Annotated in this window: 24 protein-coding genes and 1 pseudogene; 9 read left to right on the forward strand and 16 right to left on the reverse strand. The window is 53.9% G+C overall.

Annotation, left to right across the window (positions count from 1 at the left end; genetic code table 11):
* Positions 1 to 4 precede the first annotated feature (4 nt).
* From efeO to putP, 3 genes are all read right to left on the reverse strand, one after another.
* Positions 5 to 1,120 carry an iron uptake system protein EfeO gene (efeO, locus tag VSR74_RS04560; protein ID WP_347793610.1) on the reverse strand — a complete coding sequence of 372 codons (1,116 nt, stop codon included), beginning with the start codon at positions 1,118 to 1,120 and terminating at the stop codon, positions 5 to 7.
* A 35-nt stretch (positions 1,121 to 1,155) separates the two neighbouring features.
* The gene (efeU, locus tag VSR74_RS04565; RefSeq protein ID WP_347793611.1) at positions 1,156 to 1,989 is read right to left on the reverse strand and encodes an iron uptake transporter permease EfeU; all 834 of its coding nucleotides are present in this window, start codon (positions 1,987 to 1,989) and stop codon (positions 1,156 to 1,158) included.
* 217 nt (positions 1,990 to 2,206) lie between these two features.
* Positions 2,207 to 3,715 carry a sodium/proline symporter PutP gene (putP, locus tag VSR74_RS04570; protein ID WP_347793612.1) on the reverse strand — a complete coding sequence of 503 codons (1,509 nt, stop codon included), beginning with the start codon at positions 3,713 to 3,715 and terminating at the stop codon, positions 2,207 to 2,209.
* A 420-nt stretch (positions 3,716 to 4,135) separates the two neighbouring features.
* Here putP and putA point away from each other — a divergent pair, with 420 nt between their 5' ends.
* Positions 4,136 to 8,098 (forward strand): trifunctional transcriptional regulator/proline dehydrogenase/L-glutamate gamma-semialdehyde dehydrogenase, encoded by a 3,963-nt coding sequence (putA, locus tag VSR74_RS04575; RefSeq protein WP_347793613.1) that lies wholly within the window; start codon positions 4,136 to 4,138, stop codon positions 8,096 to 8,098.
* A 141-nt stretch (positions 8,099 to 8,239) separates the two neighbouring features.
* Positions 8,240 to 8,635, forward strand: a complete 396-nt coding sequence (locus tag VSR74_RS04580; RefSeq protein ID WP_347793614.1) for a lysozyme inhibitor LprI family protein — start codon at positions 8,240 to 8,242, stop codon at positions 8,633 to 8,635.
* Here VSR74_RS04580 and rutR read toward each other — a convergent pair.
* Positions 8,632 to 9,270, reverse strand: a complete 639-nt coding sequence (gene rutR / locus VSR74_RS04585; protein WP_347793615.1) for an HTH-type transcriptional regulator RutR — start codon at positions 9,268 to 9,270, stop codon at positions 8,632 to 8,634. The genes VSR74_RS04580 and rutR overlap by 4 nt on opposite strands.
* Before the next feature lie 109 nt (positions 9,271 to 9,379).
* Entirely contained in the window at positions 9,380 to 10,105 is a 726-nt protein-coding gene (locus VSR74_RS04590; protein ID WP_347793616.1) for a type 1 glutamine amidotransferase, read from the reverse strand.
* 80 nt (positions 10,106 to 10,185) lie between these two features.
* Here VSR74_RS04590 and VSR74_RS04595 point away from each other — a divergent pair, with 80 nt between their 5' ends.
* Positions 10,186 to 10,986, forward strand: coding sequence for an AraC family transcriptional regulator (locus VSR74_RS04595; protein WP_347793617.1), 801 nt, complete (start codon positions 10,186 to 10,188; stop codon positions 10,984 to 10,986).
* Positions 10,987 to 11,100: 114 nt separating this feature from the next.
* The gene (locus VSR74_RS04600; protein ID WP_347793618.1) at positions 11,101 to 11,514 is read left to right on the forward strand and encodes a GNAT family N-acetyltransferase; all 414 of its coding nucleotides are present in this window, start codon (positions 11,101 to 11,103) and stop codon (positions 11,512 to 11,514) included.
* An 18-nt stretch (positions 11,515 to 11,532) separates the two neighbouring features.
* Here VSR74_RS04600 and VSR74_RS04605 read toward each other — a convergent pair.
* Both VSR74_RS04605 and VSR74_RS04610 read right to left on the reverse strand, forming a co-directional pair.
* Positions 11,533 to 11,712: pseudogene (locus VSR74_RS04605) on the reverse strand (GNAT family N-acetyltransferase); the annotation flags it as partial.
* A gap of 61 nt (positions 11,713 to 11,773) precedes the next feature.
* A complete protein-coding gene (locus VSR74_RS04610; protein ID WP_347793619.1) occupies positions 11,774 to 12,376 on the reverse strand; it encodes a helix-turn-helix domain-containing protein in 603 nt (200 codons plus the stop codon).
* Positions 12,377 to 12,419: 43 nt separating this feature from the next.
* Between VSR74_RS04610 and VSR74_RS04615 the strand changes: the two genes are divergently transcribed.
* Positions 12,420 to 13,115 carry a B3/B4 domain-containing protein gene (locus VSR74_RS04615; protein WP_347793620.1) on the forward strand — a complete coding sequence of 232 codons (696 nt, stop codon included), beginning with the start codon at positions 12,420 to 12,422 and terminating at the stop codon, positions 13,113 to 13,115.
* 182 nt (positions 13,116 to 13,297) lie between these two features.
* Here the strand turns inward: VSR74_RS04615 and VSR74_RS04620 are convergent, their stop codons facing one another.
* The 3 genes from VSR74_RS04620 to VSR74_RS04630 all read right to left on the reverse strand — a co-directional run bounded on the left by VSR74_RS04620 (position 13,298) and on the right by VSR74_RS04630 (position 15,641).
* Positions 13,298 to 14,248, reverse strand: a complete 951-nt coding sequence (locus tag VSR74_RS04620; protein ID WP_347793621.1) for a bifunctional helix-turn-helix transcriptional regulator/GNAT family N-acetyltransferase — start codon at positions 14,246 to 14,248, stop codon at positions 13,298 to 13,300.
* Positions 14,249 to 14,384: 136 nt separating this feature from the next.
* Positions 14,385 to 15,308 (reverse strand): DMT family transporter, encoded by a 924-nt coding sequence (locus VSR74_RS04625; protein WP_347793622.1) that lies wholly within the window; start codon positions 15,306 to 15,308, stop codon positions 14,385 to 14,387.
* Positions 15,309 to 15,464: 156 nt separating this feature from the next.
* Positions 15,465 to 15,641, reverse strand: a complete 177-nt coding sequence (locus VSR74_RS04630) for a con-10 family general stress protein (RefSeq protein ID WP_015964929.1) — start codon at positions 15,639 to 15,641, stop codon at positions 15,465 to 15,467.
* Positions 15,642 to 16,062: 421 nt separating this feature from the next.
* Between VSR74_RS04630 and wrbA the strand changes: the two genes are divergently transcribed.
* Complete coding sequence (gene wrbA, locus VSR74_RS04635) at positions 16,063 to 16,659, forward strand: NAD(P)H:quinone oxidoreductase (protein WP_347793623.1); 597 nt, start codon at positions 16,063 to 16,065, stop codon at positions 16,657 to 16,659.
* Between the two features lie 20 nt (positions 16,660 to 16,679).
* Positions 16,680 to 16,907, forward strand: coding sequence for a YccJ family protein (locus VSR74_RS04640; RefSeq protein ID WP_347793624.1), 228 nt, complete (start codon positions 16,680 to 16,682; stop codon positions 16,905 to 16,907).
* 84 nt (positions 16,908 to 16,991) lie between these two features.
* On the opposite strand, the gene agp is transcribed toward VSR74_RS04640, so the two are convergent.
* The 4 genes from agp to VSR74_RS04660 form a co-directional block, all read right to left on the reverse strand.
* Positions 16,992 to 18,233, reverse strand: coding sequence for a bifunctional glucose-1-phosphatase/inositol phosphatase (agp, locus tag VSR74_RS04645; RefSeq protein WP_347793625.1), 1,242 nt, complete (start codon positions 18,231 to 18,233; stop codon positions 16,992 to 16,994).
* Positions 18,234 to 18,387: 154 nt separating this feature from the next.
* Positions 18,388 to 19,122: an ABC transporter ATP-binding protein gene (locus VSR74_RS04650; RefSeq protein ID WP_347793626.1), complete on the reverse strand. Its 735-nt coding sequence runs from the start codon at positions 19,120 to 19,122 to the stop codon at positions 18,388 to 18,390.
* A 2-nt stretch (positions 19,123 to 19,124) separates the two neighbouring features.
* The gene (locus tag VSR74_RS04655; protein WP_347793627.1) at positions 19,125 to 19,937 is read right to left on the reverse strand and encodes an ABC transporter permease; all 813 of its coding nucleotides are present in this window, start codon (positions 19,935 to 19,937) and stop codon (positions 19,125 to 19,127) included.
* Positions 19,938 to 19,941: 4 nt separating this feature from the next.
* On the reverse strand, positions 19,942 to 20,916 hold the full coding sequence (locus VSR74_RS04660) for an aliphatic sulfonate ABC transporter substrate-binding protein (RefSeq protein WP_347793628.1): 975 nt from the start codon (positions 20,914 to 20,916) through the stop codon (positions 19,942 to 19,944).
* A gap of 204 nt (positions 20,917 to 21,120) precedes the next feature.
* On the opposite strand from VSR74_RS04660, the gene VSR74_RS04665 reads away from it, so the two are divergent.
* Entirely contained in the window at positions 21,121 to 21,360 is a 240-nt protein-coding gene (locus tag VSR74_RS04665; RefSeq protein WP_347793629.1) for a DinI family protein, read from the forward strand.
* A 63-nt stretch (positions 21,361 to 21,423) separates the two neighbouring features.
* Here VSR74_RS04665 and VSR74_RS04670 read toward each other — a convergent pair whose 3' ends face one another.
* On the reverse strand, positions 21,424 to 22,233 hold the full coding sequence (locus VSR74_RS04670) for a LecA/PA-IL family lectin (protein ID WP_347793630.1): 810 nt from the start codon (positions 22,231 to 22,233) through the stop codon (positions 21,424 to 21,426).
* 395 nt (positions 22,234 to 22,628) lie between these two features.
* Between VSR74_RS04670 and VSR74_RS04675 the strand changes: the two genes are divergently transcribed.
* Positions 22,629 to 22,946, forward strand: a complete 318-nt coding sequence (locus tag VSR74_RS04675; protein WP_347793631.1) for a putative quinol monooxygenase — start codon at positions 22,629 to 22,631, stop codon at positions 22,944 to 22,946.
* A gap of 39 nt (positions 22,947 to 22,985) precedes the next feature.
* Here the strand turns inward: VSR74_RS04675 and puuE are convergent, their stop codons facing one another.
* The gene (puuE, locus tag VSR74_RS04680; RefSeq protein WP_347793632.1) at positions 22,986 to 24,251 is read right to left on the reverse strand and encodes a 4-aminobutyrate transaminase; all 1,266 of its coding nucleotides are present in this window, start codon (positions 24,249 to 24,251) and stop codon (positions 22,986 to 22,988) included.
* Positions 24,252 to 24,254: the final 3 nt, after the last annotated feature.

Consider the following 24,254-nt stretch of genomic DNA (forward strand, 5'->3'; position numbering starts at 1 on the left):
ATGCTTAGTCCAGCCCCAGGATCCCACGCAACTGCGCTAAGTCTTCCGCAAGCGTAGTAATCGGCCCTTTCAGCGCGTTACGGTCGGCATCCGTCAATTTGTCATAGGTTTCAAAGCCATCTTTGGTGCGGTATTTCGCCAGAATAGCGTCCACTTTCTTAAAGTTGGCATCCACTTTCGCCAGCAGCGCGCTGTTCTCTTTTTGCAGTTGCGGGCGCAGCAGGTTGACAATTTTCTGCGCGCCGTCGATGTTGGCCTGGAAATCCCACAGGTCGGTGTGACTGTAGCGATCTTCTTCCCCGCTGATTTTACTGGCGGCGACCTCTTCGATAAGCCCCGCCGCACCGCCGACCACTTTTGACGGCGGGAAGGCTAACTCAGCAATCCGCTTTTGCAAATCAAGCACATCGCTGTAAAGCTGGTCAGCATACTTCTCCATACCTTTGGTGCTGTTGTCGCCGAACAGCGCTTTTTCCAGACGGTGAAAACCGGTAAATTTCGGGTCAGCCGCCTTCTGCTCGTAATCGTCTTCGCGGGCGTCAATGCTGCCGTCGAGGTCAGAGAAAAGCTCTGCGATAGGTTCAATACGCTCATAGTACTGGCGCGTCGGCGCATACAGCGACTTCGCCTTCTCGATATCACCCGCTTTCACCGCATCGGCAAAGGCTTTGGTGCCTTTTACCAGTTCAGCCGTTTGCGCAGTCACATAGGCTTTATATTCGGTAATCGCCCCACCGAGGCTAAGGACGGTGTTCGCTTTCGCCGCATCCGCTGTCGCCGCGCCTTTGACAATCAACTTACCTTTAGGGTTGGTCAGCAGGCCGCAGGTCATCTCATATTCGCCCGGTTGCAGGTTGGCGGTCATCTTCTGGGTGAAGCCCGGCGCGATATTCTCACGCTCCTCCACCACCATCACGCCCTTGAGGATCTCCCACTCCAGCGCCTTCTGGCTGTGGTTCTGGATGATAAACTGCGTTTTCCCCGCATTTACTGTCAGCGTCATCGGTTCACACTGTTTGTCATTTACCGTGACGTTGACTTTGGGAATATCAGCAGCCTGCGAGCAAAATGCTAAAGAGCACAGCGCAGCAATAGCGCTATGGCGAAAAATAGTGGTCATGTTCCATCCCTTTCAATGAGTAAAAGCCATTTGCCTTACGGGGCGATACGTGATGCTGCGTTTGGCACACGCGCCGGCCAGAAAAAGAGCGCCAGCGCAACAAGTAAATAGAGTAACCAGACAGCCACTTCGCTGACGCTTGGCGCTTCCTGGTAGCCAAATATGCCTTCCAGTAAGGTGCCAAAGAGCGAATGGGTGGTGAGCGTGCCGCTCAGGTCAAAAGCGACAGCCTGGAAGTGGTTCCACAACCCCGCCTCGTGGAAGGCGCGAATGGCTCCGGCAGCAAGACCCGCCGCCACCAGCAGAATAAACAGGCTGGTCCATTTGAAGAATGCGCCGAGGTTCAGGCGGATACCGCCCCAGTAAAGCAGGAAGCCAAGCACAATGGCCGTCGCCAGCCCAAGCACCGCGCCCAGCGGCGGCCAGATACCGAGATCCTGCTGGAATGCCGCCAGCAGGAAGAACACCGATTCAAGCCCTTCACGCGCCACGGCGAAAAAGACCATCATAACCAGCGCCCAGCCGTGATGATTCCCCCGCGCCAGCGCGTTATCCACCGCCTGCTCCAGTTGCTGTTTCACGTTACGTGAAACTTTTCGCATCCAGAACACCATCCACGTCAGGATCACAACGGCGATAACCGCGACGATACCTTCAAACAGTTCTTGCTCTTTTTGCGGAAATTCGCCGGTGGTTTCGTTGATAAAAATGCCCAGTCCCAGGCAGAGCGCAGCAGCCAGTAAGACACCAATCCACATCGCGCCTATTAAGCCACCACGCTGTGTGCGTTTCAGATAGCTGGCGATAAGACTAACAATAAGCGCGGCTTCCAACCCTTCGCGCAGCATAATCAGAAAAGGCACAAACATGTGAACGTCCTTAAATGTGAATCACAGTCAACACATGCAAAGAAAAGTAAATGTGAGTGATAGCGATTATCATTACGCAAAGACGAAATTCAAGTGAAATATGTTGGAAATGATAAGTAAATGTAAAAGCGGAGAGGACGAAAAATGGCGGAGGGTATTTTGTTTATTCGGCCTACATGAAGATCTGTAGGCCGAATAAGAGGTTAAGCGGTAAGGTTTATTCCGCCTGCAAACGTGACGGAGGCGCAGAGTGGTAATGCGCGTTAGCGTCGTCAAAACGTTGGCGCATCGCCGCGGATGGCGCTTTATCCAGCAGGCTGAAGATAACAATGCCGAGGCTACCGAAAATAAAGCCCGGAATAATTTCGTACAGGCCCAGCAGCTCGAAATGTTTCCAGACGATCACGGTTACTGCACCGATAATCATCCCGGCCAGCGCGCCGTTACGCGTCATTCGTGACCACAGCACCGAGAACAGAACAACCGGGCCAAACGCCGCGCCAAAGCCCGCCCAGGCATAGCTGACCAGTCCGAGAACACGGTTTTCCGGGTTAGCCGCCAGCGCAATCGCCACCAGCGCCACCACCAGCACCATCAAACGCCCTACCCACACCAGCTCTTTCTGGCTGGCGTTTTTACGCAGGAAAGCTTTGTACAGATCTTCCGTAATGGCGCTGGAGCACACCAGCAACTGGCAGCTCAGGGTCGACATTACCGCCGCCAGAATTGCCGAGAGCAAAATACCGGCAATCCATGGGTTAAACAGGATTTGCGCCAGTTCGATAAACACGCGCTCGGCGTTCTGACTTACCGGCCCCGCTAACGCCGGGTTATTCTGGAAGTAAGCGATGCCGAAGAAACCAACCGAGACCGCACCCGCCAGACACAGGATCATCCAGGTCATACTGATGCGACGCGCATGCACGATGCTGTGGTGAGAATCCGCCGCCATAAAGCGCGCCAGGATATGCGGCTGACCAAAGTAGCCAAGCCCCCAGCCCATCAGGGAAATGATGGCGACAAAGTTCAGCCCCTTCAGCATGTCAATGTTTTCAATGCTCTTCTGCTTGATGACTGCCATCGAATCATCAAGGCCGCCCACCGCCAGAATCACCATCACCGGCGTCAGAATCAGCGCGAAAATCATCAGGCTGGCCTGGACGGTATCCGTCCAGCTCACCGCCAGGAAGCCACCAATAAAGGTGTAGATGATGGTTGCCGCCGCACCCGCCCACAGGGCAGTTTCATAGCTCATGCCGAAGGTGCTTTCAAACAGACGCGCCCCGGCCACGATGCCGGAAGCACAGTAGATAGTGAAGAACAGCAGGATAACCAGCGCCGAGATAATGCGCAGTACACGGCTTTTATCTTCAAAACGACCGGTGAAGTAATCCGGCAGGGTCAGTGCGTTGTTGTTCGCTTCGGTGTGTACGCGCAGGCGTCCGGCAACCAGTTTCCAGTTGATCCACGCCCCGACGGTCAGGCCAATGGCAATCCAGCTTTCGGAAATCCCGGCGATAAAAATCGCCCCCGGCAGACCCATCAGCAGCCAGCCACTCATATCTGACGCGCCAGCAGAAAGCGCCGTCACGAATGGCCCGAGGCTTCGACCTCCGAGAATGTAGTCGTCAAAGTTTTTCGTCGATCGCCAGGCAAAAAAACCGATTAATATCATGCCAAAGATATAGACAAAAAAAGTCACCAGCATCGGTGTGCTTATATTCATTAAAACTCTCCAGATTTATTCGTCGACAACATCCGACTTGTCGTTATTCCCTTACCGGAACGAGGTAAAGGCCTGTACTGTTATTCAGGCGACCGTATCCTGACGGAAGCGAAGATTTTTCACAAACGATTTAACACCGCATTTACATCAAATGCATCCCTGTCTTAATACCATTTTCCTATAGGTTGCACTCCCTCACGCTTTTTAGGGTTGCACCGTTTAGAAGTGTTAACCAGCCCTCAAAATCAAGCTTTGAGATACATCGGTTACATTCCGTACCATCACTTTTTCTTTTAACAATAAATTCATTTCTCAGGTTGCAGTTGATGTCACATTTAACATGGTTGCACAAAGTTGCAACATGGTGGATATTCTTGCTACGCCAAAAAAGATGACGACAAAACAACAGGAGTAGATGGCATGGGCACCACCACCATGGGTGTTAAGCTGGATGAAGCAACCCGCGAGAGAATTAAAAGCGCAGCCACGCGAATTGATCGCACCCCGCACTGGTTAATTAAACAGGCAATATTTAATTATCTGGAGAAGCTGGAAAACGACGAAGTGTTGCCGGAATTACCGGCGCTGCTCGCCGGTGCGGCAAACGAAGGTGATGAGGCTCTCGCCGTCCAGGATGAGCCTCACCAGCCGTTCCTCGAATTTGCGGAGCAGATCCTGCCTCAGTCGGTGAGCCGTGCCGCCATTACCGCCGCCTATCGCCGCAGTGAAACTGACGCGGTGCCGATGCTGCTTGAGCAAGCGCGTCTGCCGGAAAATATCGCCGCTCAGGCCCATCAACTGGCCTGGAAGCTGGCAGAAAAACTGCGCAATCAGAAAACCGCCAGCGGACGTGCGGGCATGGTGCAGAGCCTGTTGCAGGAGTTTTCCCTCTCCTCGCAGGAGGGCGTGGCGCTGATGTGCCTGGCCGAAGCGCTGTTGCGTATCCCTGATAAAGCCACCCGCGATGCGTTAATTCGCGACAAAATCAGCAACGGTAACTGGCAGTCGCACATCGGTCGCAGCCCGTCGCTGTTCGTCAACGCCGCGACCTGGGGCCTGCTGTTCACCGGCAAACTGGTCTCAACCCACAATGAGGCCAGCCTCTCCCGCTCCCTGAATCGCATTATCGGTAAGAGCGGCGAGCCATTGATCCGCAAAGGCGTGGATATGGCGATGCGCCTGATGGGTGAACAGTTCGTCACCGGCGAAACCATTGCCGAAGCGCTGGCCAACGCCCGCAAGCTGGAAGAGAAAGGTTTCCGCTACTCCTACGATATGCTGGGCGAAGCGGCGCTGACCGCCGCCGACGCGCAGGCCTATATGGTCTCTTATCAGCAGGCGATTCACGCCATCGGCAAAGCCTCGAACGGACGCGGCATCTATGAAGGGCCGGGTATTTCTATCAAGCTCTCCGCCCTGCACCCGCGCTACAGCCGTGCGCAATATGACCGCGTCATGGAAGAGCTGTACCCGCGTCTGAAATCCCTGACGCTGCTGGCTCGCCAGTACGATATCGGCATCAATATTGATGCTGAAGAAGCAGACCGCCTGGAAATCTCTCTCGATCTGCTGGAAAAACTGTGCTTTGAACCAGAACTGGCTGGCTGGAATGGTATCGGCTTCGTTATTCAGGCATACCAGAAACGCTGCCCGTTCGTTATTGATTACCTGATCGATCTCGCGACCCGCAGCCGTCGCCGCCTGATGATCCGCCTGGTGAAAGGCGCGTACTGGGACAGCGAAATCAAACGCGCCCAGATGGACGGCCTGGAAGGCTATCCGGTCTACACCCGTAAGGTGTATACCGACGTCTCTTATCTCGCCTGCGCGAAAAAACTGCTGAGTGTACCAAACCTGATCTATCCGCAGTTCGCTACCCACAACGCGCATACGCTGGCGGCCATTTATCAACTGGCCGGGCAGAACTACTATCCGGGGCAGTATGAATTTCAGTGTCTGCACGGTATGGGCGAGCCGCTGTATGAGCAGGTGGTCGGGAAAGTGGCTGACGGCAAGTTAAACCGTCCATGCCGTATTTACGCGCCTGTTGGCACCCACGAAACGCTGCTGGCGTATCTGGTGCGTCGTCTGCTGGAAAACGGCGCCAACACCTCCTTTGTTAACCGCATCGCCGACACGACGCTGCCGCTCGATGAACTGGTCGCAGACCCGGTTGAGGCCGTTGAGAAGATGGCGATTCAGGAAGGAACGCCGGGCCTGCCGCATCCTAAAATCGCCCTGCCGCGCGACCTTTACGGCAAAGATCGCGCTAACTCCGCCGGCCTTGATCTCTCAAACGAACATCGCCTTGCATCCCTCTCTTCATCGCTGCTGAATAGTGCGCTACAAAAATGGCGCGCCCTGCCGATGCTGGAGCAGCCGGTTAGCGAAGGCGAAATGACGCCGCTGATTAACCCGGCCGAGCCGAAAGATGTCGTCGGTTATGTGCGTGAAGCGAGCGAAAATGAAGTAGAACAGGCGCTAAACAGCGCGGTGAACAATGCGCCAATCTGGTTTGCCACACCGCCGCAGGAGCGCGCTGCGATCCTGGAACGGGCTGCGGTACTGATGGAAGGCCAGATGCAGCAGTTAATTGGCATCCTGGTGCGTGAAGCGGGCAAAACCTTCAGCAACGCCATTGCGGAAGTGCGAGAGGCCGTGGACTTCCTGCACTACTACGCAGGCCAGGTGCGTCACGATTTTGACAATGAAACCCACCGCCCACTCGGCCCGGTGGTGTGTATTAGCCCATGGAACTTCCCGCTGGCCATCTTCACCGGGCAAATTGCCGCGGCGCTCGCCGCCGGTAACAGTGTGCTGGCGAAACCGGCGGAACAGACACCGCTGATTGCCGCCCAGGGAATTGCTCTGCTGCTGGAAGCTGGTGTACCGCCGGGCGTGGTGCAACTGCTGCCTGGCCGTGGCGAAACCGTCGGCGCGCAACTCACTGGCGATAGCCGCGTGCGCGGGGTGATGTTTACTGGTTCAACAGAAGTCGCCACCCTGCTGCAACGCAATATCGCCACCCGTCTTGATGCTCAGGGTCGCCCGACACCGCTTATCGCTGAAACCGGCGGGATGAACGCGATGATTGTCGACTCCTCCGCTCTGACTGAGCAGGTGGTGGTGGATGTGGTAGCTTCCGCATTTGATAGCGCCGGACAGCGCTGCTCTGCCCTGCGTGTGCTCTGTTTGCAGGACGAAGTTGCCGATCACACGCTGACCATGCTGCGTGGCGCAATGAGCGAATGCCGGATGGGCAACCCGGGCCGCCTGACCACCGACATCGGCCCGGTAATTGATGAAGAAGCCAAAACCAATATCGAACGCCACATTCAGGCGATGCGCGCCAAAGGCCGTACCGTCTTCCAGGCGGCACGGGAAAACAGCGACGATGCGCGTGAGTGGCAATCGGGAACGTTTGTCGCACCCACGCTTATCGAGCTTGAAAGCTTCGACGAACTGAAAAAAGAGGTCTTCGGCCCGGTGCTGCACGTTGTGCGCTACAACCGCAACAATCTGGATAAGCTTATCGAGCAGATTAATGCCTCCGGCTATGGCCTGACGCTCGGCGTCCATACTCGTATCGATGAAACCATCGCCCAGGTCACAGGCAGCGCGAAAGTCGGCAACCTGTATGTTAACCGCAACATGGTTGGCGCCGTGGTCGGTGTCCAGCCGTTCGGCGGCGAAGGGTTATCCGGCACCGGCCCGAAAGCGGGCGGCCCGATGTATCTCTACCGCCTGTTGGCAAGCCGCCCGGAAGCCGCGCTCGGCACTACCCTTGCACGTCAGGATGCGGAATACCCGGTCGATGCGCAGTTAAAATCGCTGCTGGAAAAACCGCTGACCGCCCTGAAAAACTGGGATAAAGGCGATGCTTCACTCAGTGCGCTTTGCCAGCAGTATGGTGAACTGGCGCAATCAGGCACCCAACGCGTACTGCCGGGGCCTACCGGTGAACGCAATACCTGGACGCTGATGCCGCGCGAGCGGGTACTCTGCATCGCCGACAATCAGCAGGACGCGTTGACACAACTGGCGGCTATCATGGCGGTGGGTAGTGAAGTGTTGTGGCCGGACGCCCCGCTCCAGCGCGAACTGGCGAAGACGCTACCCAAAGAGGTCAGCGAGCGTATCCGCTTCGCCAAAGAAGAGGTGCTGATGAGTCAGTTCTTCGATGCGGTTATTTACCACGGCGACTCCGATCAACTGCGGAAACTGTGCGAACACGTAGCCGCCCGCGATGGAGCCATTGTTTCGGTGCAGGGCTTTGCGCGTGGGGAGACCAACCTGCTGCTGGAGCGTCTCTACCATGAGCGCTCGCTGAGTGTGAACACCGCAGCAGCAGGCGGCAACGCCAGCCTGATGACAATCGGTTAAGCGCTCGTCTGAGCACTTAACCGGGCCATCATCCAACCCAAAGCCAGCCGACCCGGCTGGCTTTTTTCACGCATACGACCCTTCCACACCGACCACCATTCATACTATATTCAACGACATCTTTTTTAAGGGAGTGAACAGATGAAACGTACTTTCCTGGCGATAATCGCCCTGATGGCGAGTGGTGCGGCGCTGGCGGATGAATGCAACGGCGCCAGTACCCAGAGTGACCTGAATCAATGCACCGCGGCCCAGTATCAGGCGGCGGATAAAAAACTGAATGAAACCTATCAGGCGGCGCAAAAACGGGCGCAGTCGCCCCAGCGTGAATTGCTGAAAAAAGCGCAGGTCGCCTGGATTGCCTCGCGCGATGCCGATTGCGAGCTGCTCAGTTCCAGCTCTGAAGGCGGTAGCGTCCAGCCGATGGTGCATAACCAGTGCCTGGCGGATAAAACCGCGGAGCGGGAAGCGTTTATCTCCTCTCTGCTACAGTGCGAAGAGGGTGATCTGAGCTGCCCGCTGCCGCCCGCGAACTAGCGCACGCGAACGCCTTCGATAATCATCCGCTGAACGTTTTCGACCGTGCGCTGAAAGAAGGCTTCATCCTGTAACGTCGCGCCCGTAACCGCCTCCACCTGAGTGGCAAAATCCGCATAGTGCTGGGTTGTCGCCCAAATCATAAAAATCAGGTGGTGGGGGTCGACCGGCGCGAGTTTTTCCGCCTTTACCCATGCGGCAATAATAGCCGATTTTTCCTCAACCAGCGTTTTAAGAGAGCCGGTCAGTTCATTCATCAGCAGCGGTGCGCCCTGCAACATCTCAAGGCAGAAAAGCCGCGACGCCTGCGGATAGTCGCGCGACACCTCAAGCTTCAGCAAAATGTACTCTTTAATTGCCTGAAGCGGCGCAAGATCTTCGCGAAACGCTTTCAGCGGAGCCAGCCAGATAGCCAGAATTTGCCGCATCACCGCCACATAAAGCGCCTCTTTAGAGGGGTAATAGTAGAGCAAGTTGGTTTTTGACACCCCGGCCAGCTCCGCCACCTGCTCCAGCCGGGTTCCATGAATGCCGAACTGCGAAAACGTATTGAGCGCAGCCGAAAGAATGGCCTCTTTTTTGGCGCTGACGGCCTGCGAGCGTTTACCGCTCTTCTTTGTTACTTCCTGAGCCATACGCCCTCTCCTGTTATTAGCTTTAACAGTATACTGCCCACTAAAGCGGGAGAGAATAATAGAGGCATTGAGAAAGAGCTCATACACATCCAAATTCCCGGGCATGGCATTATGCCTGAGCGGCCTTGTAATATGCTTCCAGCTTATCAAGGAAGCCGAAGAGCACCTGATTCATTTCGCTGTAGTCGTGCGCCCGGAGTTCTTCAGGGGTGTTAACGAAGCGATATTCCGCGGCACGGTTCAGGTCTTTCTCAGAATGCGCAATCAGCAGTTCTACCACGTCCGGTGTAAGCTCCATGTGGCACTGGAAACCAAAGACACGGTCAGAATATTGAACAATCTGCCGTGGGCAGCCTTCACTATAAGCGAGAATTTTTGCCCCCGGAGTCAGACCCGGCATGTCGTTATGCCAGTGACCCACGTCGAGCGTTTTCGCGAAGTGAGAGAACATCGCCTCCTTGCGCCCGTCTTCAGTCAGCGTGATCGGAAACTTACCTATCTCTCTTTCAGGACTATGAGAGAACGGCGCGCCCAGCGCTTCACCGATTAGCTGTGAGCCAAGGCAGATACCGATCACGGCCTTGCCGGCGCTCACTGCAGAAGCAATGAGCGCCTGTTCATCTTTGGAATTGAAGTGCGGGCACTCATTAAGCGTCGTGGCGGGGTCTTGCGGCCCCCCCATAACGATAAGGAAATCGATGCCTTCAGCGTTTGTTGGCAGCGCCTCGCCTGCATATACGCGTGAGTAAGTCACGTCATGACCTTGATTTCTTGCCCAGGTCTCATAAGCCCCTGGGGCTTCAAAACTTTCATGTACGATAAAGTGTACTCGCATTAGAAAATACCTATGATGATCAGAAGGATAATTAACTCGCCCATCCACCAGGCTATACTCCGGACGATTCTGGTTTCGATATGATAATTGCAGGGGCTAAATTTGAAATGCCAGGTAGTATAGATAAAGCGCCAAGACATGATGACGCGACGGGCTGGTCAAGCACGGCGATAAGCTATCAACGTGGAGAGGTAGATCCTCCCCATCATCATGTTGAAGGACAGCTACTGTTTGCCACCAGGGGGGTTATGCTGGTTGAAACAGAGAGTGACCGCTGGGTAATCCCTCCTCAGCGTGCATTATGGCTACCGCCTCTTCATATCCATAGTTACAACCTGCTTTCACACACCGACCTACGCGCTGTTTATTTCAGCCGCAGCCTTATTGCAGAATGTACGAGCTTTACCAGGAGTGATCAGGTGCATGTAATTACCGCTACGGCGTTGGTGAAGGAGTTGATAGCCGGGCTATTCAGTGAGGACTACCACCGACCAAGTCAACGGAAAATGGCTCTGCTGCTTCTGGAAATCCTCAGCGAGGCGCCCCCGCTGGCTACCGCGCTTCCAGTGCCGCATGATGCGAGGTTATTCCGGGCGGCCAGAGAATTACTCGTTAATCAGCGCTGGGACGCATCGCTGAGCGATCTGGCTTCAATCGCGGCCATGTCTGACCGTACATTTTCGCGATTGTTTGTTAAGGATACTGGCTTTAGTTACAGGGCATGGAAGCAAAGAGCCAGAATTTGTGCTTCGTTAGATCTTCTCGCGAATGGCATCCCAATCAAACAGGTCGCTTACCAGCTTGGTTTTTCATGTCCGGCGGCATTTACAGCGGCTTTTCGTTGCGTTCTGGGCTCAACGCCGCGTGACTTTTTGCCTTAATCTACGGAGGACAATCACATAAACTTCAGCATCTCCCCCGCACAACCCACGCACTTTGCCGCTCTTCGCGCCATCGAACTGGCAGCCTTTGAAACGTTACGCCAGGCAGGAGCTATGAGCGGCCCGGCGAGTGCATCTGACCTTGATGAATTAAGCGATTTCAGCCGCAATGGGCTACTGCTTGCAGCCTATACGCCAGACTCCGTTCCCGTCGGATTCATCGCAGGAAAAGTCGAGGGCAAGTGGCTGCACATCGCAGAAATGGATGTGCATCCGGACTGGCAGCGCCGTGGGATCGGCAATAAACTCATGCAGTCCATTCTCCGTAATGGAAAGCTACTCAGCCTGACGGGCGCCACGCTAACAACCGATAAAATCGCCGCATTTAATGCCAGGTTTTACGCCACGATGGGTTTTGAGATTGTGGAAGGCGATGCGCGACCACCGCATTTGGCGGCCATAAGTGAGGATGAGCTTGCAAAAGGTTTCGATCCATCGCGCCGGGTAGCGATGCGTGTTGTTTTTTAATATACGGAGATATAAATACCCAAAAAAGGCTGCAAAACAAAGGCGGTTCTGGATTGATATTCTGACCGTTTCAGCATCAATGCCAGGCGCCCAGGACGCTTGCGAGAGGTAATCGTGAATGGCTTTCAGTTGAAAAAAAACGGGATCGATTGCGACGGTAAACTGGCCGTTGGTAAAACTCAGATGCTGATTATCCACCGAAAGACTCCTTGCAAACTCGCTTTGATAAGACGAGCCCTACTGGCATACCGGGCAACACTCAGGATGCGTTCTCATGTACTGTCATGATGAAAACCAATGGACTTTCCTGCCGGTTTTCATAGAAATGAGGAACGTCCGTTCTGGCCGTTGCCGAACAGCCAGTATTTATCCGATACAGATGATCCTGTACGCCCAGCGTGAGCATACCCGTCTGAACATAAAACAGTTCAAGCGTTCCTTCAGTGTGGCCGGGTGAAGCAAACTTTTCCCCTGGCTGCATTTCCCACATCCAGAGCTCGGTCATATCCGGGCCACCCGACCCAGCAAGTAACCTTGCTCTCCCGCCTTTTTCACCTGCCCACAATTCAGGGATCTCATCTTCAGCAATGAGATGTACGGTCGGTTTGGAACTGACATCCACAAAATCAGCCATCGAAACGCCCATCGCGGCAGCCAGTCGGCATAACAGGGCTATGCTGGGATTCGCACGGCATCCCTCAATCTCAACCAGCGCTCCTTTGCTGACCCCCGCCCGACGGGAGAGTTCATCGAGGGATATTTTCTTTTGCTTACGATACAGTTTAATTCGCTGAGATACGGCCTCATTCACCGTGTTGACGATAGAATTTGCATCGGTCATTAAATTGACTTTTTTGGTCATGGGTCATTATCATGGAATAAATTGGTCATTACAGGATTATCACGTGTTAACAGTATCTCCGTCAATTGCCCCTGAAATTTATCGTATTGCTCCCGGTTTTCGGGCACTCAGTATCTGCGTAAAAGCTGCGCCAGTGCTTAATCCCGACACTGGAGAAACGGCGCTGCGAGAAGCCTGTGAAGCAGTTCTGGCCGGTGAACCTGAATGGGCAGAATCTCATCTGGCCGCATGGGCCGAAGTTTTTCAAAAATTTGGAGCTAAACCTAAACGCACCCCTTGCTCCGCGGATGCGTTACGTAAGCGCGTATTACGTGACGGAACGATGCCAGCGCTCGATCCCATCGTTGATCTTTATAATGCCGTTAGTCTCCGCTACGCCATCCCGGTTGGTGGAGAGAATATTTCTGCCTATCACGGGTCGCCGCGTCTGATTGTGGCAAAAGGAACAGAGCCTTTTGATACCGTCAAAGAGGGTGAAAACACCTTTGAATATCCTTCGCAAGGAGAGGTTGTCTGGTGTGATGATACAGGCGTGACCTGTCGCCGCTGGAACTGGCGACAGGGGATCAGAACCCGCTTAGGCGTGGAAGCTCAGCAAATGTGGTTTATTCTGGAAAGCCTGCCACAGATGCCACTGGAGAGACTTCACGAAGCCGGGAAGATGCTGACCGAAGGCCTGGAAAAAATGATGCCCGGTTTGTGGTTCGAAGTTGCTCTCATCGAAGAACAACACCAGTAGCATCATTCAGGAGAAACATTTATGTTTACTGGTTTGTCGGCGTTTTGAACAACCAGTTCAGCACAATCCGTGTTAACTATAGGCGAACTCCCTCTCCTCGCTCAAACCAGCCTTCAGCTCAGTTACAGGATTCGCTTCGTGCCAGAAGCGAATCTGCTGAAAACGGTATCCAGAGCGACAAGTTAAGTGATGTTGCGGGTGAACTGTTGTTCAGTAATGGTACTGCCCCACTGATCACCTTCCCATTCTTTTGACAATTCAAATCCAAATGACTCGTACAATCTTCTTGCCGCGGTCAGTTTATTGAATGTCCATAATTGCACCGAAGAGAAGCTCTGCTCATCACAAAATCTCATCGCTTCTGCAATGAGTTTTCTACCCAGCCCGCTGCCACGACAACCATCATCAAGGATGAACCAGCGCAGATGTGCCTCGTTATTTCCCAGATCCTCACCATCTATTGCAACTGAGCCGACTATGCGATCATTCACCATTGCCAGCCAAATCTGATTACATGGCTTATCCAGGCGGGCTGAAAAATCGGCAAGACCTGCAGCAACCTTAGCTTCAAAAAAATGGCCGAAATTATGCTCGCGGGCGTAATAGCTGCCATGCATTTCAGTAATACGGCCAATCATACCCGCATGATAACCTGTAACTATTTTGAAGCTGCTTTGCAATTTCCCTTCGGTGTTTTCGCGACTGGCTTTCAGTGCGCCTGAATATGAAGAAAGGCTCTGTGATACAGTCGACTGCGTAAACGGATCGAGCTTATCCAATGCTGCTGCAACCCGCTGGTCTGCGTAAGCATTTATATTCTGGACTGTCTTTTTCCCCTTCCCGGTGAGGCTTAACAGCTTCACCCTCGCATCATCAGCGGACGTGTTTTCTTCAAGTTCTCCGGCTTCGACAAGCTTAGCGAGCATGCGGCTGACGCTGGACTTCTCAAGCCCCAAAACCTGCACCAGTTGAGCGGCTGTCACTGAACCCTGTGTTTCAACTTCAAGCAAAGAGTGAACGGCGGAGGGAGGATAATCAGTGGCAGCCAGATTTTGGTTCATGAAACCCAGTTCCCGCACCATTAAACGTGATGCAGAACGTATGTTTTTTATATTCTGAAGATCTGAAATCATTAGGATCACCCGTCGACAATGGTTGCATAATACAACCATTGTCGACGGGTGCTTGTCAATCTCATACTTAACATCCGCTCCGTGGTCGAAGTGGTCGTCGATTCAGGTGCACCTGGCAAAAACAGAACTCCGGCGCTTATGGCTCCTGGTTGAGTGACGCTTCTTTCGCCACTGGCGGCGTTTTTTTACGCTTAAACTTCAGTTCACTGACCAGTACGCCCACCACAATAAAAGCGGCGCCCAGTAGCGCCAGCGCGGGCAATCGCTCCCCCGCCAGGCGGCCAAAAATGCCGGCCCACACGGGTTCACCCGTATAGATAACCGTCGCACGCGTGGGTGAAACGCTTCGCTGCGCCCAGTTCATTGTGACCTGGATAATAGCGCTGAAGATACCCAGACCCAGCGCAACCATCAGCAAACCGGGCGACATGGGCGGAATACTCTCTCCTGCTGGCGCCATCATGGCGAATGCGACCAGCGAGGCGACCGCCAGTTGCACCACGGTCACTCGCCGCACATCCACCTTCCCTGCCCAGGCGCTGATAAGAATTATTTCCGCGGCAATCGCCACCGCGCTGGCAAGCGTGATCCACTCACCCGCTCCCATCGCCAGCAAATCGCCATTCGGCCCGGCGAGAAAAATCAGACCGATAAAGGCCAGCACGATCCCCACACAGGACATTAACCCAGGCATACGCCCCAGGCAGAGCCACTGAAGAAGCGGCACCAGCGGCACATACATGGCGGTAATAAATGCGGATTTACTGCTGGGGATCGACTGTAAGCCCCAGGTTTGCAGGCTGTAGCCCAGCGCGATGGCAACGCCAATGACCACCCCCGCTTTCAGTTCAAGGCGGGTTAACCCCCGCATCGAGCGGGCACAGAGCAGCCCCACTGCAACCGCGGCCATAGCAAAGCGCACGCCGACAAAGAAAAATGGCCCGCTCAGGGTGACGGCATACTGAACCGCGAGAAAGGTTCCCCCCCAGAACATCGTAATGAGGATCAGGATCGCTTCCTGAGGCTTAACGGAAAATTTATAGCGAGAAAAGAGAGACATGGCGCCGCCGGAAAATCAAACAGTCGTACAGTTTGCAGTGAGCGCAATCACAGTTCAACCCTGCGTTAAGAAAATAAAAAGCCGCCGATTCCTTCGGCGGCGGAGGGCTTGCGGGTGTGGGCACACTCGCGTCAGTTTTACTCAGCCTTCATAGGGTTAGCTGTTACGGTTGCTACCATGGCTGTTTTTCCCTCCTTTTTTACCTGCTTCGGAGGCGCGCTGCGGGTCATTCTTGAAGTTCCCGCCGCTATGCTGGCCACCTTTACGACCTGCTTCTGATGCTCTGTCCCGGTCTTCAGCAAAGTTACCTGAACCACCACGATGATTTGCCATTTCTGACCTCCAGTTGATTAGACATCATATTGCATTACGTGAAATCAGGGAGTCATTCCCCCGCAGTTAATGACTTCTGGTCATTATTTGTACTGCGTAAAGTTAAGCTTAGTGGATCACCGCCATTTTTCAGGTTAGTTGAAATATTTTGTAATAGGTTAAGGCCTTTCAGCTCCCGCTACGATAAGCGGCGGTCATAATTAACTCTTATCGCAGAAGAAAATCCCATAACGAAAAGTGTTTCATTGTACTTCTGCGCTATCGCTACCGGTTTTTCCAGCCTGGCCCTTTACATTTTATAAAATACATTTTTGTTACATATCAAAGAAATGGTTCTAAAAGTTGCACTCCTGTCGACACGTCTTATCTTTAAAGAAGGACAGCAAAACGCTGTGTCACGATAAACCGAGGAGTATGACAGATGGCAAAAGTACTGGTGCTTTATTATTCCATGTATGGACACATTGAGACGATGGCGAAGGCCGTCGCAGAGGGTGCCAATAAGGTTTCTGGCGCAGAGGTTGTCGTTAAGCGCGTCCCTGAAACCATGTCGCCGGAAGCTTTTGCTAAGGCCGGAGGGAAAACCCATACCGCCCCGGTTGCCACGCCGCAGGAGCTGGCAGAGTACGACGCTATCATTTTCGGTACGCCAACCCGCTTCGGTAACATGTCGGGGCAGATGCGTACTTTCCTCGATCAAACCGGTGGGTTGTGGGCATCCGGTGGGCTGTACGGCAAAATCGGTAGCGTATTTAGCTCTACTGGTACCGGCGGCGGCCAGGAGCAGACGATTACCTCAACATGGACTACCCTTGCTCATCATGGGATGATCATTGTCCCGATTGGCTATGGCGCGCAGGAACTGTTTGATGTGTCCCAGGTTCGCGGCGGTACACCTTATGGTGCCACCACCATCGCAGGCGGCGATGGTTCCCGCCAGCCAAGCGAGGAAGAACTCGCCATCGCCCGCTATCAGGGTGAGCATGTCGCCACACTCGCCGTTAAGTTAAAAGGTTAACCTTCAGCAGGAGGATTTCTATGCCAACACAAGAAGCAAAAGCCCATCACGTCAACGAGTGGGCTAGCTTGCGCAACACCTCGCAAGAGATCGCCCAGGCGATTTTTGAGGTGGCCAACTATGATGAAAAACTGGCCGAAAAGATCTGGGAAGAAGGCAGTGACGAAGTCCTCGCCCTGGCGTTCAGTAAAACGGATAAAGATTCACTCTTCTGGGGTGAACAGACGATTGAACGTAAAAACGTTTAACTCGCAAAGGCGACACTAAAAAGGCTCCCCTCTTTGGGGAGCCTTGCGTTTACAAGGTCAAAACATCTGGGGGCGCGTCAACCGCTACTTAACCGCATCCTTCATCACTGATTTAAAGGTCTCCATCGGGCAGAAACCGTTAGCATCCACCGGGCAACCCTCCAGCGCCAGCGTTACGCGCTGTGGAGGTGATTGCAGGGTTAACGCCTGGGCATCGCGAATCTGCTTCGTGCTCTGATAGAGATACTCAATCTTCATCAAATCGCGATTCCCCTTCGCATCATGCCAGCGCTGGAAAATGATTTTGCCGCCGATGGGCGTGCGTTCGTGCTGATCGTGTAGCTGATAAGGTTTGAAATCCAGCGCCGTCAGGAGTGAAGCGATATTTGAGTCATGGCCGACCATCAGCGTCACTTTCGCGGCTTTATCCGCATCGGCCACCAGCGTATTGTTGATATATTTCACCAGCGGCTTAGCCACGTTTTGCGCCACTTCTCTGGAGGTGAACAGGCTGTCCTGATAGCCATTTTTCAACTGCGACAGAACGCGCCACTGCTGATCGGTTTTAATTTTCCCCCACGCCACCTGCTCCATCGGGAAGCCTTCGTAATACTGTAACGTAAAGGCATCAACCAGCGAGTTGCCGACTTTCAGCGGCCCGGAGACGCCCGGCTCTTTCTGATATTGCGCGCTGAAACTGTCTTTTGCCCCTGTCAGGTCGCACTGCTGTTTCTCTTTGCAGGTTGGCGACTGAGGGTAATCGGCAATTTGCTCCAGCAGCTTATAGCTCTCATCAAGATGCATCTGCTGGCGCTCTTTTTCCATCGCCTGGACGGCCTGCTGACTAAACTGCGCCGAGTCCGTGGTGATCACCGGATTGAATGTCGGATCCATGGTGCCCATTTCAGCCTGGTGATGAACAGGAATATCACAGCCAGGGAATGCGCCGGTAATAAAGAACTGTGCCGTCGCCACGGTACGTTGCAGGCTGTTGGCGTAGGCATAGACGGTGTTATCCGTCGGGCATTCGCCTGACGTCACCATCCCCTGCTGCGCCAGCCATTCGCGCAGGTAGTGCCCCATGTAGATCTCCAGCACACCGCCTTTCGTGGTGAGTTGCCCACCGGGAACATCCCACTCCGGCCACTTCTGGGGCGTCGATTGCTCCAGCACGCTGCCATTATTAGCGAGCGGCGCGCGCAGGTTGTGTCGGCTCATAATCAACACCTGCTGCAACTGATATCCCTCGGGGGAGGTTTGCGCCTGTGCGACAACAGAGGTCAATAGTGTCGTCGCCACCGCGACGGTCAGTATGGTTTTTTTCATCCCTCAATCCTCTTTGCGTGATAATCCAGCGGCTAATTGTGACAGTAATGTGACAAATTTCCGCGGGTTAGCTCGCAAAGCCGTAACGATGTGGATGACAACCTTGATCGGGGGCAACGCACTCATCAAAAGCAACAGCATGCGCGGGGATTAATCAGGCAATAGCGTGCTGGCTCACCAGTAAATCCAGCGTACTTTTGCGGTAGCTGGCGAGTTCACTGGCATTACGATCGCGAGGATGCGGCAACTCAACCGTCACGTCCCGCAATACTCGTCCCGGTTCCCCACCGAGGACAACCACCCGGTCGCTCAGGTAAAAGGCTTCATCGAGGTCGTGCGTTACCAGCAGCACGGCAATGCCGTACTGACGTGCCAGATTAAGCAGCAGATTTTGCAGGTTCATGCGTGTAAACGGATCAACCGCGCTGAAGGGCTCATCCAGCAGCAGTATTTTTGGCCGTCCGTAGAGACCGCGCGCGATAGCCACGCGCTGTGCCTGGCCGCCGGAGAGCTGCTTCGGCAATTTACCGCGATGACTGCTCAGGCCGACATCGTTAAGCAGTTGCGTGATCCAGGCTTCATCAGCACGACTGTCATCCTCAAACCCGATGTTCTGTTCAATCGTTAGCCATGGAAACAGGCGTGCTTCCTGAAACACCACGCCAACGCGATGATTCTGACGAGGACTCTGCTCTTCACCGTACAGGCAGCGGCCGCGATATTCCGTATCCAGCCCGGCGGCAATCCGCAGCAGCGTGCTTTTACCACAGCCGCTGGCGCCCAGCAGACTGACAATTTCGTTCTCCTCAAGGCGGATATGGACATCGCGCAAAATGGTGCGTTCGGCAAAACTTTTCTCGATATGTTCAAGCTGTAAAATCGCCCCCATGATCAGCGGCCTCCTTCGTAGTTATCACGCCAGGTCATCACACGGTTTTCCAGTTTTTTCAACAGGCTGTCGGAAATTTTCCCCATCATCGCCAGCGTGATAATCGCCACCAGCACCAGGTCAGGGCGGGAGTTCTCGCGGCCATCGGTCAGCAGATAGCCAACCCCCTGGGTTGCCGCCAGCAGTTCCGCCGCCACCACGCAAAGCCAGGACATCGAGAGGCCGCTGCGCAGCCCGGTAAACAGGTAAGGGCTCGCCGCAGGCAGAACAATACGCCGGATGAGCTGCGCCCCGCTCAGGCGGTAGAGCGTACCAAGCTCAATCAGTTTACGGTCGACATTGCGGATCCCCGCCACCAGATTCAGATAGACCGGGAAAAAAGCGCCGATGGCGATGAGGGTGATTTTGGCGCTCTCATCAATGCCCATCCAGATCAACAGCAGTGGCACCCACGCAAGGCTCGGCACCGCGCGCAAGGCCTGAAACGTTGGATCAAGCCAGCCCTCCAGACTGCGACTCAGCCCAACCAGCGATCCCACCAGTACCCCCAGCGATGCGCCAATCGTAAAGCCCGCCAGTACCCGCAGCGAACTGGCCAGCATGTGCTGCCACAGTTCACCCTGCGCCAGTTCGGCAAAGCTATAGAAAAGCTCTTCCGGGGGCGGCATTACCCAGGCCGGGATGATCCCTGCGCGAACGATAATCTCCACCGCCAGCGCAGCCAGTACAGGCAGCGCCCAGCCACGCAGGTTATAGCGCTTAAACGCCAACCGCCGTGCCGATTTTAGCTTCGTCTCGCGCATGATGTCCGACATAGTCTTACTCCCCCACCACCTGCTGAGCCAGAGCGCTATCCACCAGCGTGTTTAACGCTTTTTGTGGATCCGTGCCGGTGCGTAAAATTTTGTCCTGCTGCAACAGCGGGATCACAGGCTTGATAGCGTTCAGATGTTCATCTCCCGGAACGGGTTTCGTCAGGTCGTAGCGGCTAAGCTGCAAGCGGATAACCGGCTCCGGCAGTTTGGTCTCTTCAGCAATCAGGCTGACTGCGGCATCCGGGTTGGCGATGATCCAGCGGCGTGCTTTGTCATACGCGGCAATGACCTGCTTTACGGTTTCCGGATGTTCGGTAAGGAATTTTTCGTTGGTATTAAGGAAGGCGGCCACGCCAAAGCTGTCGTTGCTGTAAAGCACTTTGTCACCGGCCAGTTGCCCCGCCGCCATATGCGGATCGAGCCCCGCCCACGCGTCGACGCGCCCCTGCTCCAGCGCCGTGCGACCGTCAGGATGTTGCAGGTGAACAATATTCACGTCCGCCGGTTTCAGGTGATTCGCTTCCAGCGCCCGCAGCAGAAAGAAGTAAGGGTCGGTACCTTTGGTGGCCGCAATTTTTTTGCCTTTCAGTTCATCAATCGATTTTAGCGGCGAATCTTTCTGAACCAGCAGCAGGCTGGGTACATACCAGAGATAGCTGTAAACCGCTTTCACTGGCTGGCCGTTTGTCCGGCTCACAAAGGCTGAGATGCTGGAGGTGAGCGCAAACTGGGTCGAGCCGCTGTTCAGAAACTCCAGCGAGTTATTAGAACCCCGTGATAATACCCAGCGTACTGATGTTCCCTGCGCTTTGAGTTCATCTTCCAGCCAGTGATTCTTCTTAACAATCAAACTTTCCGGGGCGTAGTAAGCGTAATCCAGGCTCAGAGTGGATAATGCTTCCGCCTGGCTGCTAAAAGCGGCAAACGTGAGCGCCAGAGCCGCTGCGGTTCTGGCGATAAATCTGTTTTTCAACGTCATGGTACGGCCCCAAATGTGCGATGTGATTATTGTTGTCTCTGTCGCGCCACTCTATGGGATGCCCGCCAGGGCGCAAAATAACAATTACGCAGAAGGTTATTAACATTTTTGAAATGAACCGTCGCATCGCGAGATAAGAAGCTTGACGCCTGCCCCTGGTTATAGCGCATAATACTGTATAAATTATCAGTACATGGGGACAGTATGTTTGTGGAATTGGTTTACGATAAACGTAACGTCGAAGGTCTGCCTGGCGCACGCGACATCATCTTAACGGAACTCACCAGGCGAGTGCAGCGCATCTTCCCTGATGCTGAAGTGCGCGTGAAACCGATGCAGGCGAATGGCCTGAACAGCGATGCCAGCAAAAGCGACCGGGAAAAACTCAACCGTATGCTTGAAGAGATGTTCGACGAAGCCGATATGTGGATGGTTGCGGAATAATTCCCTTTTCAACGCACGGTAACGCCCATAGAGACCTCCGGCACGTGGCCGGAGGTCAGGCGCTTATCCGGTGATTTTCAGCTCCCGGATGCGGAAATCATTACCCATGCTATCCGCAACATGACTCACGACGGCGAGATCGGCGCTGTTTCCCGCGGCTTCGAAAGTCGCGCTCAGCGTTACCCATACGTTAGCCTGGGTTAATTCAACCGGCGCAGAGATATCTTTGCCATCGACACGCAACGATAATTTTGGCACTTCATATTTTCCAATAATGCGTGCAGCCTTAACACTCAGGGTATATTTATGGCCTGCCGTTAAGCCGGAAAGTTTTTTCTTCAGAATTTCTCCGGCGTGATTTTTATTGGCGTGAGTAATAAACTCAACAGCACGAGTGCTGGAATCGACCAGATAAAGATCGTGCCCGGCCTGACCAGCTTGCCAGTTATTCCAGTTATCACCTTCGAAATTGGTTAAATCTTCAAATGGCGCCGCTGTCTCGACGTTCTCTGCTTCACGGTGAACCTTAATACTAAACTCACCAGAGTTGTCTTTATATTGATTTTTACCGTCGACAAAAATCAGGCTTAATGGCCCATCAGAAGGTACGACCCAGCGATACTTATGGTTCCCTACCGGATGTTCTTCGCTGCCGATTCTGGCTTTAAGCGAGGGATTGGCAAGCGCAAGCTTCTCGCCCTCCCGGGGAATACGTCCCTGCGGCGCGGTCAACGCATATGCTTCTTCGCCGTTTTTTGCCCATCCATCAGCCAGAATGGTAATTATCTCCCCTTTTTTGAGTGTAATTCCGGTTGCGGTGCCTTCGGGGGATTTGGCATCTACCGTTCCTGACCAGATTAAATTCGTACTCATGTCTGACTCCTGTAAAAATGAGGTAAGGTATTTTATCGTTGCGATATTTCTATAAAGAAATCACCCATCAATTCATCTTTAAATAAAAACAGAAGCGGTACTTCAGCGAAATAAACATCACAACTTGCGCGGATTAATCTATTCCAGCTAAATACCAGCAGGAGTAAGAATAGTCTCGGTAATTTAAAGCCATTGAAATGAAAGTCATTTTAATGGTTGCAATATCGTAGCCTGTTAAAAAACAATAAATATTTATTTTGAAATTAAGACTATCCCCACAAAAACACGCTATCGATGCATTACACACTGGTAAAGCGAACCGTTCGCCACTACGCTCAATGGTTCAGGAGCCTGTTGTTTAACAGGGATATTAACGTTCAGAGAAAGGAACCTTTATGAGTGAAGTCAAGATTGTCGCCACCCTGACCCCGCTGAAACAGCATGTCGACACTATCCGTTCTGCCGCGCAGGCGATGGTGGGCCCCACCCAACTGGAAGCAGGTTGTTTGCAATACGATCTCCACGAAAGCCGGGCCATTCCGGACGTGCGTAATCTGGCGAACGAAGGAGCGGTGTCGTTTGTATTTATCGAGCGCTGGAAGTCGGAAGAGGATCTGAAAAAGCACGTCGCCATGCCCTATCACGATGACTTCCTGGAAATTTTAGACGGTAAGCTGGAAAACATTAGCGTACAGCGACTGGAAAAACTGTAACCCCGGGTCATTCCCCTGCCCGCAGGCAGGGGGTAAAGGTTACTCCTGCAGCGAATTGTGCAAAATCGCCAGCGCCGCGTCGAACTGCGCGTCAGGGATCGTTAGCGGATAAAGGAAGCGGATCACGTTGCCATATGCGCCGCAGGTCAGCAATAACAGCCCCTGCTCCAGCGCGCGCTGCTGCACTTTTTGCGCCATCACCGCTGATGGCTCACCGCTCTGTGGGTCAATAAACTCAGCCGCAATCATCGACCCCAGCCCACGCACTGCCGCGATAGCGGGTACGCGTTCTTTCGCGTCAATTAGCGTGTCGATCAGGCGCTGACCCAGTTGGCTGGCGCGCTCGCACAGCGACTCTTTATCGATAATGTTGAGCACCGCATGCGCGGCAGCAACCGCCAGTGGGTTTCCGGCGTAAGTTCCGCCAAGCCCGCCCGGTGCTGGCGCATCCATGATTTTTGCGTTGCCAACCACGCCGGAGAGCGGCATTCCGCCCGCCAGACTTTTCGCCATGGTCATCAGGTCAGGCTTATCAGCATAATGATCCATCGCAAACAGCTTGCCAGTGCGGGCAAAACCACTCTGCACCTCATCGGCAATCATCACGATCCCATGCTCGTCGCAGAGGCGGCGAATGGCTGAAACCAGCTCTTTCGGCGCGACGTTAAAGCCGCCCTCTCCCTGCACCGGTTCGAAAATAATGGCGGCAACCTGCTTCGCTTCGATGTCTGATTTAAACAAGCGCTCGATAGCGTTCAGTGAATCCTGGGTGGAAATACCGTGCAGGTCAGAGGGATACGGTACGTGGTATATCGACCCCGGGAACGGGCCAAAACCGATTTTATAGGGGGCAACCTTTCCGGTCAGCGCCATCGTCATATAGGTTCGACCGTGGAAACCGCCGCTAAAGGCGATCACGCCCGGGCGTCCGGTGTAGGCACGGGCAATTTTTACCGCATTCTCAACGGCTTCCGCACCGGTGGTAAAAAACGCCGTTTTCGCCTGCCCGCTCACTGGCGCCAGCGCGTTAATTTTTTCCGCGAGAGTCACATAGCTCTCGTAGGGCACAATCTGGTACGCCGTGTGGGTAAACTGCTGAAGCTGGTTTTCCACCGCAGCCACCAGTTCCGGATGACGATGACCGGTATTCAGAACGGCGATCCCGGCGGCAAAATCAATGTATTGCTTCCCTTCAACATCCGTCAGGGTGGCGTTTTCCGCAGACTGGGCGAAGAAATTACACATGACGCCAACCCCGCGCGGAGTGGCAGAAAGACGACGCTGATGAAATTCATTGTTGCTCATTTT

This window comes from Pseudocitrobacter cyperus (genome assembly GCF_039889165.1).
GTDB lineage: Bacteria > Pseudomonadota > Gammaproteobacteria > Enterobacterales > Enterobacteriaceae > Pseudocitrobacter > Pseudocitrobacter cyperus.